The 13,811-nt window shown below is 67.2% G+C and carries 5 protein-coding genes; 2 read left to right on the top strand and 3 right to left on the bottom strand.

Features of this window, described 5'->3' with window-relative positions; translation table 11 throughout:
- Positions 1-172: 172 nt before the first annotated feature.
- Positions 173-6,553, bottom strand: coding sequence for an amino acid adenylation domain-containing protein (locus tag FW796_RS30040; protein ID WP_446440553.1), 6,381 nt, complete (start codon positions 6,551-6,553; stop codon positions 173-175).
- 641 nt (positions 6,554-7,194) lie between these two features.
- Between FW796_RS30040 and FW796_RS30035 the strand changes: the two genes are divergently transcribed.
- Positions 7,195-7,995: a helix-turn-helix transcriptional regulator gene (locus tag FW796_RS30035; RefSeq protein WP_346631650.1), complete on the top strand. Its 801-nt coding sequence runs from the start codon at positions 7,195-7,197 to the stop codon at positions 7,993-7,995.
- 60 nt (positions 7,996-8,055) lie between these two features.
- Positions 8,056-9,477 (top strand): efflux transporter outer membrane subunit, encoded by a 1,422-nt coding sequence (locus FW796_RS30030; protein WP_446440552.1) that lies wholly within the window; start codon positions 8,056-8,058, stop codon positions 9,475-9,477.
- A 20-nt stretch (positions 9,478-9,497) separates the two neighbouring features.
- On the opposite strand, the gene FW796_RS30025 is transcribed toward FW796_RS30030, so the two are convergent.
- Positions 9,498-12,602, bottom strand: coding sequence for an efflux RND transporter permease subunit (locus FW796_RS30025; RefSeq protein WP_446440551.1), 3,105 nt, complete (start codon positions 12,600-12,602; stop codon positions 9,498-9,500).
- Positions 12,599-13,807, bottom strand: coding sequence for an efflux RND transporter periplasmic adaptor subunit (locus tag FW796_RS30020; protein ID WP_346631653.1), 1,209 nt, complete (start codon positions 13,805-13,807; stop codon positions 12,599-12,601). The genes FW796_RS30025 and FW796_RS30020 overlap by 4 nt, the downstream gene beginning before the upstream one ends.
- Positions 13,808-13,811: the final 4 nt, after the last annotated feature.

Here is a 13,811-nt window from a genome sequence, read left to right as displayed (position 1 = left end):
ACGCCGCAGACACTGATCCCGCCAGGGCTCCCGGCAGCCTGGAAACGCTAAAACATCCGTTCTTGAGTGTCTGACATGGGAAGTCGGGACACGGCCCCGGCGCTGTCCCGGTCCAGCCGATGCCACGGCGAGCGCCGGCCCTGGGGCCGGCCTGCCGGGCCCCAGAGTTGGTTCAGAGACGCCGCTGGCGCTTGAGCTGGGGAATGGTGGTGGCGGGAATCTCCAGGCGCTGCAACTGACCCAGGGTATGGGCCGCCAGTGCCGCCAGGGTCGGCTGGCTGAACAGCAGTCGGGCATCGGCATGCAGGCCCTCCTGGCGCATGCGCGCCACCAGGCTGACCGCCAGCAGGGAATGCCCGCCCAGCTCGAAGAAGTGGTCATGACGCCCCACCCGCTCGACCTGCAACACCTCGGCCCAGAGCCGCGCCAGGGTCGTTTCCAGCTCGCCCTGGGGCGCCTCGAACTCGCGGCTCAGCACCGCGTCTTCCCCGGGTTCCGGCAACGCCTTGCGGTCCAGCTTGCCGTTGGCACTCAGGGGCAGCGTTGCCAACCGCACATAGGCGGCCGGCACCATGTACTCCGGCAACTGCTCCAGGACATGGGCCCGCAACGCCTCGATACCCGGCGCCGGCTGGTCCGGGTGCAGGCTGAAATAGGCCACCAGGCGCTCATCGCGCATCAGCACCGCCACCTCTCGCAGGGCCGGGTGTTGCGCCAGCCGTGCCTCGATCTCCCCCAGTTCCAGGCGCAGCCCGCGCAGCTTGACCTGGAAGTCGTTGCGGCCGAGGAACTCCAGGTCGCCGTCAGCGTTGTAGCGCACCAGATCGCCACTGCGGTACAGCCGGTCACCGGCCACGAAGGGGCTGTCGATAAAGCGCTCGGCCTGCAGCAGCGGCAAGCCCAGGTAACCCCGGGATACGCCGACGCCGCCAATATGCAACTGGCCGCTGACCCCCAGGGGTACCGGCTGGTCATGGGCATCGAGCACATACAGCCGGGTATTGGTAATGGCCCGGCCGATGGGCAACTGCACCGCCGGTACAGGGGCCCCGGGCTCCAGGGTCCAGGCGCTGCTGTCCACCGTGGCCTCGGTGGGACCGTAGACGTTGTGCAGACGGGCCTTGGGCAGGCGTTGCTGGAACAGCCGGGCGATGGCCTCGGTGAGCTCGCCACCGCCGCAGAAGACGTCGGTCAGGCTGTGGCACTGTCCGCTCTCCTGCAATTGCAGGAACTGCAGGAGCATCGCCGGCACGAACTTGATCATGGTCACCTGCTGCGCTTGCACCAGCTGCGCCAGGTAGCCTGGATCACGCTGGCCATCGGGCCGCGCCAGCAGCAGGCGCATGCCGCTGACCAGGGGCCAGAACAGCTCCCACACCGAGCCGTCGAAACTGAACGGGGCCTTTTGCAGCAAGGTGCCGCCCGGGCATTGCCCACACAGTCGCGAACTCCAGTGCATCAGGTTGCCCAGGCCACGGTGCTCCACCATCACCCCCTTGGGGTTGCCGGTGGAGCCCGAGGTGTAGATCACATAAGCCAGGTGCCTGACCCCGAGCCCCGGCACCACAGGATCATCCTCGGCCGGGTGCTGCCAGCGGTCGCGGTCGAAATCGATCAGCGGCACGGCCTGAGCCTGCAGCAGCGCGCGGGTGGGCTGGTGCACCAGCACGACCAATGGCTGGCTGTCATTGATCAGGAAGCTCAAACGCTCCAGCGGGTACTCCGGGTCCAGGGGGACATAGGCGCCACCGGCCTTGAGGATGCCCAGCAGGCCGATGATCATTTCCAGGCCGCGCTCGACGCAGAGCCCGACTCGCACGTCCGGCCCTACCCCTTGCTCGCGCAAGTGATGGGCCAGCTGGTTGGCCCGCTGGTTGAGCTGGGCATAACTCAAGCGTTGCTCGCCGGCCTGCAGGGCAATGGCCTGGGGCGTGCGGCGGACCTGGGCTTCGAACAGCCCGTGCAGGGTCAGCTCGCTGGGGTAGTCGGACCCGGTGGCGTTGAACGCCAGCATCTGCTGCCGATACTCCGCCGCCGGCAGGATGGACAGGCTCTGCAGCAGGGTCTGCGGTGCCTGCTCCAACGCCTGGACCAGCCCCTCGAGGGCGCAGCTCAGGTAGTCCAGCAGGCGCTGCGCGCCGATCCGCCGAGGCGCCCGAGCCCCCAGGCGAAAGCCCGGTTCCAGGTCGTCCACCGCCAGCATCAAGGGGTAACTGAGCACTTCTTCGCTGCTCAGCAATTGCGCCCCCGGCACCCCTTGCAACAGGGCCTGGGCGTCGGCGGCGACGTTGTGCCGGTAGTTGAGCAAGGCATTGAACAGCGGAGTCGGTGCCGCCACGCCGCTGCAACGCTGAGCCAGGGACAGGGGCCCCTGCTCATGGGCCAGCAGCGTGCTGAGACGTTCCTGGGTCTGGCGCAGTCCGGCAGCCACCGTCAGCCCCGCCAGCTCCAGGCGCAACGGCAAGGTGTTGATGAACATGCCCAGGGCCCGGTCCGCTCCCGCGCCGGCCTGCAAGCGACCCAGCAGCACGGTGCCGAACAGCAGGTCCTCGCGGCCGCAGGAGCGTCCCAGCACCAGCCCCCAGGCCAGGTGGAACAGGCTGGCGGCACTGACCCCGAACTGCCGCACCTGATGGCGCAGGCGCTGGCTCAGGTCGCGGTCCAGCAGACCGCTGGCGTGTTGCTGATCCACCTGCTCGCCGGGACGCTCCTGCAACTCGAAGGCCAGGGTCGGCTGGTCCACCCCGGCCAGGTATTCCCGGAAGAACGCGGCATGGGCTGCCTGCCCCAACCGCGTGCGAGCCACGTAGTCGCGGTAGGCAAAGGCCGGCGCCAGTTGCTGTTGCCGGCCGTTCATATGGTCGGCAATCTGCGCCATCAGCAACGCTGTGGACGTGGCATCGTTGACCAGATGATGAAAGCGCAGCAGGGCGATCCAGCGCCGGTTCGGCCTGTCCTCGGCCCAGGCCAGGGCCAGCAGCGGTGCCTGGCGGATATCCAGCGGGTGGTGCCGAGGGTGGTAATGCTCGCGCAACTGCTCCGCCAGCGAGCCGCCCGCGGCCTGCGGCAACCACTCCTCCAGCGGCAACCGGGCCTGGCGCCAGACCACCTGCAGCGGCTGCTCTGCCGCATCCCAGACCAGGCTGGTGCGCAGAATGTCATGGCGGTCGATCACCGCCTGCAGGGCCTGGGCGAAGGCGTCCAGGTCCTCGCGACGGGAAAAGGCCAGCAGCGCGTGCTGCTGGTACGGGTCATGCCCGGCAAAGGTCATGTGGTGGTAGAGCAAGCCCTCCTGCAACGGCGCCAGGGGATAGATGTCCTGCACGTTACTCACGCCGCCGGGAACCGTGGCCAGCACCCGGTCGATGCTTTCCTGGTCCAGGTCCACCAGGGTCAGCATCTGCGGGGTGATGCGCCGGCAATCGGCAGGTACGCCATTGGCCGGGATCGCCACGTCCTGCCGGCCCTCCACCGCCGCAGCCAGACTGGCCAGGGTCGGCTGGCCGAACAGCACCCGCACATCGGCATGCAGCCCCTGCTCCTGCATCAGCTGGATCAGTTGCAGGGCCAGCAACGAATGGCCGCCCAATTCAAAGAAATGGTCATGGCGGCCCACCTGTTCCACCTGCAGCACCTGGGCCCAGAGCTGGGCCAGGGTGGTTTCCAGCGGGCCCTCGGGGGCCTGGTACTCGCGGCTGACCAGGGCCTCGAGGCCGGGTGCGGGCAAGGCCTGGCGATCCAGCTTGCCGTTGGCAGTAAGGGGCAATGCATCGAGCCGTACATAGGCCACGGGCACCATGGCGTCGGGCAACTGCCGGCGCAGGAAGTCCCGCAGGTCGCTGATCGGCACGGCCTCGCGGGCCGTGAACCAGGCCACCAACTGTCCGTCCCGGGCCTGGACCAGCACGTCCTGGAGCACGGGATGGGCGCCCAGGCGGGTTTCGATTTCTCCCAGCTCGACGCGCTGGCCACGGATCTTCACCTGGTCGTCATTGCGCCCCAGGTACTCCAGGCAGCCGTCGTCCAGCCAGCGAGCCAGATCGCCGGTGCGGTACATGCGCGCACCGGGCCGGGCGCTAAAGGGATCGTCGAGGAAACGCTCGGCCGTCAGCTCGTCGCGATTGAGGTAACCCCGGGCCACCCCGTTGCCACCGATGTAGAGTTCGCCGGCAATGCCGATGGGCAGCGGGCGTTGTCGCTCATCCAGCAGGTAGACCTGGGTATTGGCGATGGGCCGGCCGATATGCAGCGGCTGCCCGGCCTCGATGACCCCGGAGGTGGCCACCACCGTGGTTTCGGTGGGGCCATAGTTGTTGATCAGGGCAAAGCGCTGTTCCTCGGGCAACTGACGCAGGCGATCGCCGCCGATCAACAGGGTGCGCAGGGTCGGATGACCGAGCCGCTGGCTGAAGGCGTACTCCGCCACCGGCGTGGGCAGGAAGCTCACCTGCAACGGCTGGGCCCGCCACCAGGCGAGCAACCCATTGAGGTCTTCGGGGCCGTCACTGGCCGGGGCCAGGTGCAGGGTCGCCCCGGCGCACAGGGCCGGCCAGACTTCCCAGGCCATGGCATCGAAACCGAAGCCGGCGAGGCAAGAGGTGTGGCTGCCGGCCTGCAGGTCGAAAGCCCGGCAATGCCAGTCCACCAGGGCCGACAGGCTCTGGTGCTCCACCATCACGCCCTTGGGCAAACCGGTGGAGCCGGAGGTGTAGATCACATAGGCCAGGTGCTGCGCCGTCAGCCCGGGCACCTGGGGAACAAGCGCCGAGCCTGACTGCCACTGAGGGTCGTCCAGCTCGATCAGCGGCACCGCCAGGGCCGGCAGGCGCTCGCGCAAACCGGCCTGGGTCAGCACCGCCACCGGCCCGCAGTCGTCCAGTAGGTAGGCCAGTCGCTCAGGGGGATGCGCCGGGTCCAGCGGTACGTAACAGGCGCCGGCCTTGAGAATTGCCAGCAGGCCGACCAGGGTCTCCAGGCTGCGCCGGGCCAGGATCGCCACCCGCTGATCGGGACCGACCCCAAGCCCTTGCAGGTGCACGGCCAGGGCATTGGCCCGGCGGTTGAGCTGGTCGTAGCTCAGCGCTTGCCCCTGGGCGACCAGGGCCACCGCGCTCGGGGTGCGCTGGGCCCAGGCCTCGATTCGCTTGTGGATGCGCTGCTCGCCAGCCAGTGGCTGACAGGTGGCGTTCCAACTCTGCACGCGCGCGCTCTGCTCTGCGGTCAGCAGCGAAAACTGCTGCACCGGCAAGGCCACGTTCGCCAGCCCCTGCTCCAGCACATGGATCAGGCAAGCGGCCAGCGCCTCGATCTCGTGGGGCTGGAAATACCCCGAGTCGTAGACGTAATGCATCCAGGCGTTGTCGTCGAAACTGTTGCTGCGCAGATGAATGGCCAGGGGCGTCGGCTCGTGACGATTGGAAACTTTCACCGACGAGGCCACGGCATCGCCGTAGCGGTATTGCATGTCCTCCAGTTCATAGGACAGGGTCAGTTCGAACAATTGCCCGCGGTCTTCACGCAGCAAGCCAAGGGCACGATTGAGCTCGCTCAGGGGAAAACGCTGATGGCGGAAATCCTGCTTGAGCACATCCCGCACCGCCACCACCAGCGCTTCGAAACTCAGCTCACGGCCGAAGTCCATGTGCACCGCACTGACCTGGGTGAAGGAGCCCACGGTCACCTTGAAAGCGGCGTTGGGCCGGTTCAGCACCGGCATGCCCAGGACCCACTGGTCGCGCTGGCCGATGCGGGTGAAATACACATGCAAGGCCGCCAGCAGCACATGGAAGGCCGAGGCCCCGGTGCTTCTGCCCAGGGCTTTCATCCGCTCATGCAGGGCTGCGGGAAAGGCCTGCACCAGGGTCGCCCCGGGCGTCCCGGCGTCCTGGCCCGGGCGGTAGCGCGGGCGCAGCAGCGGCTCCGGCAGGCTCTGGTACTTGGCCAGCCAGTAGTCCCGGTCCCGGGCATAACGGCTGGACTGCTGGTAACGGACATCGTCTTCGATGAAATCGACAAAGGACGGTGCGGCAGGGCCGGGTTCTTCGCCCCGCGCCAGGGCGCTGTAGAGATCACCCACGGATTGCGACAACTGGGCGAAGCCCCAACCGTCGAGGATCAGGTGATGGGCCTCGGCCTCCATCAGGTGATGCTCGGGGCTCAAGCGAAACAGCGAGAAACGGCACAGGCGTTCGCCGCTGAGCTTGAACGGCTGCTGCATCTGCCAGTGAATCCGCGCCAGCGCAGCGGCCCGCGGATCGGCCTCGGCGGACAGATCATGAAAGTCCATCTGCACCGGCCAGTGGCGGTCGAAATACTGCAACGGCAGGCCGTCGCTGCTGCCCTCCAGGGACAGCACGGTGCGCAGCACGTCATGCTTGCGCACCACCTCCTGCAACGTGCGCTGCATCAGCGCGGGCTGGATCGGCCCCTTGAGGTCGGCATAACCGCCGATGTTGTACAGCGGCGAGTCGCCGCGGCTCAGTTGATCCAGCCAGATATCCCGTTGCCCGGTGGTCAGCGGCAAGCCTTGGGCAGGCACCGGCCCGGCGCTCATGACAGCACCGGCGCGGAACATCCAGCAGGCAGCGCACCGTGGATGGCAAGGGTGATTTGCGCGACGAAGTCGGCCATGGCAAAGGCAGAAAAACGCGTCATAAGATCCTTCTCATGTGATGGGCCCGGGCACCGGCGTTCGCGGATTTAAGCATCGGCCCCAACCCCTGTATGTCACCCGAAACCCGGACATTCCAGGGCCGGATCGGGGCCTTCAGAATGGCCCTGACAGGTCGCCGGACAATCCCCCACGCAGGCACTTTCGACCGCCTCATCCGCAGCCCCGGAACGCTGCTGCGGATCAGCTGAAATAGCTGTAGGACATTGACCATCCGTACACGAGGCTCATGGCCTGGCCAACCCTCCCGTCAAGGCCGGATGAGCCTGTGCTTACAGTGACTTGCAGAGCCGCGAGGACGAACGTCGGCGGGCGTTGCGAGCCTGTTGCCGGCTCATAGGGGAAACCCCGGTAGCGCTCTGGCGCGGCCTGTCTGTCCCGGTTTACCCCTACAGACGCAAAGTAAATTCTTAGGCTTAAATCAGATTTTTCCGACTCGATCAGGTGCATGAACACTGTGCTGCGGGGCACCGTGGCAACCGCGTTTCGATCAGCGATTTGTCTCGATCAAGGATGATAAGGATATGGGTCTGACCAGCAGTATCGCCAACATGGAAACTCCACCCTTCTACTTCGAACTGGGGCAATTGATCTCCAGTACCGGCCATTGCGGATTCGCCAGGGACATGCTGCAACTGGTGGACAAGCTGGTGCCGGTCAGCCAGTTGCTGCTCAGCGAGTGGACCCTCGACGAACGCCAGGCCAGTTCCCTGGCAATCACCCTGCTGGGGCGTGCCGGGCTGCAAGAGGACCTGCCCCTGCCGGAGCCCCCGCGACGCCATGATCCCCTGCTGCACAAGATGCTGGAAATGGACGACTCGCTGCTGATTCAGATGAATGCCCAGGTCCAGTACGGGCCTTCGCGCAACACCCCGCACCAATGCCATCTGGTCTCGCGCAAAGCCAACCGCCGCTGTGTCATTACCCTCTACCGCGCCCCCTCTCAGGGCGGTTTTTCCCTGGCCGAACTGTCCTTTCTCAAGAGCCTGTCGGAAACATTGCTGCCGCTGTTGGAGCGCCATGCCCAACTGCATCGGCAACAGGCCCTGAAGAACCTGCGCAGCTGGAGCACCCGCCCCCTGGATGCGCGCCAGCAGACACCCCTGCAACGGGAGTTCGACGAGCGCCTGTCCCTGGGGGACATCAGCCTGTCGGCCCGGGAAAAAGAAGTCTGTCTGGGGCTGTTGACCGGAGGTACGGTGCCGGAAATGGCCCAGCGCCTGAGCGTCAAGAACAGCTCCATCGAAACCTATCTCAAGCGTGCCGCCGCCAAGCTCGGGGTCAGTGGCCGCCACGGCCTGGCCAAGTGGATGGTCGGCGCCTGAGGCGCGGTGCCGGCGCCCCCTGTCGTCCACCCTCAGGATGTCCTTGTCACGAGGCTGATCATGCGTAACTCCCCATCGATCCTGGCGGCCCTGGCCCTGACCCTCGGCGGCTGCTCGCTGATCCCGGACTACCAGCGCCCACAGCCGCCGGTGGCGCCCCAGTACCCTCAAGGCCCGGCCTACGCCTCGGCCACAGGCACGCCGGGGGCCGACTGGCAGGGCCTGTTCCAGGACCCCTTGCTGCAACAGTTGATCCACAGTGCCCTGGAAAACAACCGCGACCTGCGGGTGGCGGCCCTGAACGTCGCGGCCTACCAGGCCCAGTACCGCATCCAGCGCGCCGACCTGCTGCCGGCGGTGTCGGCCAGTGTCGACGGCAAGCGCCAGCGTCTGCCCGAGCAGATGACCGGCGGCAAGGCGCTGATCAATTCCAGCTATTCGGCGAACCTGGGCATCAGCGCCTATGAGCTGGATTTCTTCGGCCGCATCCGCAGCCTCAGCCAACAGGCATTGATGACTTACCTGTCCAGCGAGCAAGCCCGGCGCAGCGCGCAGTTGAGCCAGGTGGCCAATGTCGCCAGCGCCTACCTGACCTGGTGCGCCGACCAGGAACTGCTGGAGCTGACCCGCAAGACCCTGGCCGCGGATGAACAGAGCCTGCGTTTGACCACCCGCAACGGCAACGCCGGGAAGATCTCGGCCCTGGACGTGGCCCAGGCCCGCACCAGCGTCGACAGCGCCCGGGCCAGCCTGGCCCGCTACCAGCGCCAGGTGGCCCAGGACCTGAACAACCTGACCCTGTTGGTGGGCGCGCCGCTGCCCGCCGACCTGCCCCAGCGCAGGTTGGCCGAAGGCATGTTGGCCCAGGTGCCCGCGGGCCTGCCTTCGAGCCTGTTGCAGCGACGCCCGGACATTCTCCAGGCCGAGTACCAGCTGCAGGCCGCCAACGCCAACATCGGCGCGGCCCGGGCGGCGTTCTTCCCCAGCGTCAGCCTGACCGCCAATGCCGGCAGCTCCAGCAAGGAGCTCTCGGGGCTGTTCAAGGGCGGCGCCGGCGGCTGGACCTTTCAGCCGCAGATCAACCTGCCGATCTTCAATGCCGGCAACCTGCGCGCCAGCCTGGACTACGCCCGGCTGCAGAAGGACATCAGCGTCGCCCAGTATGAAAAGGCCATTCAGACCGCCTTCCAGGAAGTGGCCGACGGCCTGGCCGCACGCCAGACCTACCAGCAGCAACTGATGGCCCAGGGCAACCTGGTGCAGGCCAGCCAGGACTACTACAACCTGGCCGAGCATCGCTATCGCATCGGCGTAGACAGCAATCTGGTGTTCCTTGATGCCCAGCGCTCACTGTTCAGTGCCCAGCAGGGCCTGATCAACGACCGCCTGGCGCAGTTGCTGGCCGAGGTCGACCTGTACCGGGCCCTAGGCGGCGCCTGGAGCGAAGCACCAAGCCTGGCCCGCTCCGAAGTACAACCCTGACGCCAGCCTCGGCTTGAGCTTCAAGGCTGCGGTGGCCGCGCTGCGGCACGGTCCTCCGGGGTGACCGATGTCAGTCGTGCCAGGCGCGGCGCCAGCCACTGGTTCAGGTCGTCCATGTAGCTGAAAACCACCGGCACCAGCACCAGGCTCAACAGGGTCGAGGTGATCAGCCCACCGATCACCGCCACGGCCATGGGCGCGCGGAATCCCGCGTCGGCTCCACTGCTGAACACCGCCGGGAGCATGCCCGCGACCATGGCGATGGTGGTCATGATGATCGGCCGGGCACGCTCGGCTCCCGATTGGATCAGGGCCTGGTGCCGGGGCAAGCCGGCGCGGCGGTTCTCAATGGTGAACTCCACCATCAGGATCGAGTTCTTGGTGACGATGCCCATCAGCATCAGCAGGCCGATGACCACCGGCAAGTCGATGGCCGCGCCATACAGCAACAGCCCGCCAAGGGCCCCACCGATGGACAGCGGCAGCGCGACGAGAATGGTCAGCGGCTGCAGGAAGTCACGAAACAGCAGCACCAGCACCGCAAACACCATCATGATGCCCAGCCCCATGGCCACGCCGAACTTGTCGAACATCTCGTTCATGTACTCCGCATCGCCATACTCGACCCGCCGTACCCCCTCGGGCAGCGGGTCCAGGGCCGGCAGTTGGTCGATGGCTTCCAGGGCGGCTCCCAGGGTGAGCCCCGCCAGATCGGCGTCCACCGAGACCCGGCGCAGCCGCGACAAGCGTTCGATCCGCGCCGGCCCGCTGCCGTAGCCGATATCGGCCACCGCGCTGAGGGGCAGCACCTTGCCGCTGTCGCTGCTGACGCCGAGGTTGTTCAGGGCATTCAGGTCGCCCTGCTCGATGGCCGGCAGCAGCACCCGGATCGGCACCTGGCGGTCATGGAAATTGAAGCGTGCCGAACTGGCGTTGATCTCGCCCACGGTGGCGATCCGCGCCACGCTGCCGATGGCCAGGGGGCTGACTCCGGCCCGGGCCGCTTCATCCACCCGGGGCTGGATCAGCAGTTCCGGGCGCAGCAACGGCTCGTTGACCTGGACGTTGGCGATGCCCTCGATGCCGCGCATTTCTCGCTGCAGGGCATGGGCGGCCTGGCTCAGTGCCTGCCCGTCGGCGCCCACCAGGATGATCGAGATGTCCCGGGCTGCGCTCTCGCCGCGAAAGGCGTAGCGCAAGTCGGCAAAGCCGTTGAGCAGCGGCCGCAGGGATTGCTCGAAGGCCTTCTGGCTGAGCTCACGCTGATCCGCCGGCACCAGCCGCACCAGGAGCTGGGCAGTGGCCACATCGGTGGCCCCGGAGGAGTCCTCGCCGCCGGCGGTGGCAAACACCGACAGCACCTCGGGCCGCTGGCGCAACTGCTCGGCCATGCTGGTCAGCACGGTGTCGGTCCGGGCCAGGGAGCTGCCGGGGGGCAAGGACACGTCGATGCGCGACAGGCTGATGTCATTGACCGGCATGAATCCCGAAGGCAGCAGCGGCACCAGGGCCAACGAACCGATCAGGAACAGCCCGGCAATGCCCAGACTCTTGCCCCGGTGCTGCAGGGCCCATTCCAACAGCTTCAGGTAGCGCGCCAGCAAACCCCGGGGCGCTGGCGGGTGCGGGCCATGCCGGGAAGGCGCCTTGGGCTTGAGCAAGTAGGCGGCCATCAGCGGCGTCACCAGACGCGCCACCAGCAGCGATGCCAGTACCGCCGCCGAGACCGTGATGCCGAACGGGGTGAAATACTGGCCGACGAAGCCGCCGATGAAACTCACCGGCAGGAACACCGCGACGATGGTGGCGGTGATCGCCACTACCGCAAAGCCGATGGCGTCGCTGGCATCGATGGCCGCCTGGTAGGGGCGCTTGCCCTGCTCCAGATGGCGCTCGATGTTCTCGATCTCGACGATGGCGTCGTCCACCAGGATGCCGATCACCAGGGTCAGGGCCAGCAGGGTGATGCTGTTCAACGAGTAGCCGAAGACGGCCATGACGACGAAGGTCGGCAGAATCGACAACGGCAGGGCAATGGCCGCCACCAGGGTGGCGCGCCAGCTTCTGAGGAATATGAAGACCACCAGGATGGTCAGCAGCGCGCCCTCGATCAGGGTCATGATCGCCGCATCGTAGCTGGCCAGGGTGTAGTCCACCGAGGACGAGATCGGGTGAATCTCCACGTCCGGGTTCTGCGCTTGCAGGCGCTGGAGGGCCGCTGCGACACCTGCAGCCACCAGGGTGTCGCTGGAGCCCTTGGCGCGGAACACCGCAAAGCCCACCACTTCCTCGCCGTTGAGCCGGGCCCGGGAGCGGGCTTCACTGGCGCCGTCATGGACCCTGGCCAGATCCCCCAGCCGTGCCCAGCGTCCCTCGGGAAGAGCGATGGGGGTGTTGCTCAGGGCCTCCACCGTCAGCGCACTGCCCAGGGTGCGTATGGATTGCTCGTTGTTGCCCAGCCGGGTACGGCCGCCGGGAACGTTGATATTGGTCTGCACCAGTTGCCTGTTGACCTGCTCGGCGGTGATCCCCAGGGCCTGCAGGCGCTCGGCCTGCAGCTCGACCTTGACCTCGCGCTCGACGCCCCCCAGGCGCTGGACTTTCTGCACCCCGGGCACCGCTAGCAGATCGCGACTGAGCACGTCGTCGACGAACCAGGACAGATCCACCAGGCGCCGTTCGCTGCCCTTGAGCGCATAGTTGAGGATCGCCCCGCCCTCGACATCGATGCGGGTGATCATCGGTTCCTCGATGGTCTGCGGCAGGTCGGCACGGATCAGGGCAATGGCGTCGCGAATGTCGTTGGCCGCCCGCCCGGGATCGATACCGAGCTGGAACTCCACAGTGGTCACCGAGATGCCGTCGGCCACTGTGGAGGTGATGTGGCGAATCCCGGCGAGGCCGGACACCGCGCGCTCGACCCGCAGGGTGACCGAGTGTTCAAGCTCGGTGGGCGCAGCGCCCACCTGGGACACGACCACGGTGATCACCGGGAAGTCCACGCGCGGATTGGCGTTGATCGGCAGTTTCACAAAGGCCAGGCAACCGGCCACCGCCAGCACCAGAAACATCACCAGGGTCGGTATCGGGCGGCGAATCGCCCAGGAGGAAAGCTGCAGGCTCATGGTTCAAGGCTCTCGTCATCGGCCAGGACCACCACATCGCCGTCGCGGACGAAGGCCGAGGCCCGTGCCACGACCCGCTCCCCCGCCACCAGACCCGAGAGCACCTCCACCTGGATGCCGTCCCGCCGGCCGACACGGATCTGCCGCAAGCTGGCCACCTCCTGCGCATTGAGCACCACCACCGAAGCCTGGTCATCGCTGGCGAAGGTCAGGGCCCGTTGTGGCAGCACCAGGCCCAGGGTCTGTTGCGGCAGCTCCAGGGTGCTGCTGGCGAAACTGCCGGCGCGCAACCCCGGCTCGGCGGCCAGGGCGATACGCACCCGGCCGCGTCGGGTCAGGGGATCGACTTTCGGCGCTAGCAGGCGGACCTGGCCGGCCACCGGTGTCGCCAGCCCCGCGACCTGGACCTGGACCTCGGTGCCGACCTGCAGGGCGCGCAACGCGCTTTCTGCCACCTCACCATCCAACTCCAGCTGGTTGTCACGGATCAGCCGGAACAACGGCTCGGCACCGCTCAGGGCCCCAACCCGCGCCAGGCGCTCGGACACCACGGCCGCCACCGGCGCCCGTACCGTGGCCTTCTGGCGTTGCGTGCGGGCATCGGCCAGTTGCGCCCGAGCCTGTTCATACTCGGCCCGGGCCGCCGCCAGGCTGGCCTGGGTGGAACGTGCCTGAGCCCGTTGCTGGTCCACCTGTTGCGCACTGGCCGCGCCGAAACCACCCAGTTGATCAAAACGCTCCTGGCTGGTCCGGGCTTCCCCGTACAGTGCCTGTTGCTGACGGATCAAGGCCGCCGTGCGCCCAAGGGCCGCCTCGGCCTGACGCACCTGGGCGTCCAGGGTGGCCGTCTCCAGCTCCGCGAGGATCTGCCCGGCCACCACCCGGTCGCCCTCCTCCACCCGCACTGCGGCCACCCGTTGTTCCTGCAAGGCAGTGCCGATGGCAATCTCCTCCCGGGGAACCAGGGTGCCGCTGATGAAGATGCGCTGCCCGACATTGCCGGGCCGGGCCACGACGCTGCTGACCTTGAGCTCCTGCGGCGCTTGTTCGACACGTTGCACCAGCTCGGTCTCCGGCACCCACAGCGCCACCGCCGCCACCAGCAGGGTCAACAGCGCCGTCGCCAGCAGCTTCGGGGTATGTTGGGCAAGACGCTGCAAACGCCGGGCACGACTCTGCTCGGGAGTGAGATTGCTCAGGTTCATCTGA

The sequence above is a fragment of the Pseudomonas sp. 910_21 genome, from assembly GCF_052850735.1.
This window is presented reverse-complemented; position numbering and strand designations above follow the sequence as displayed.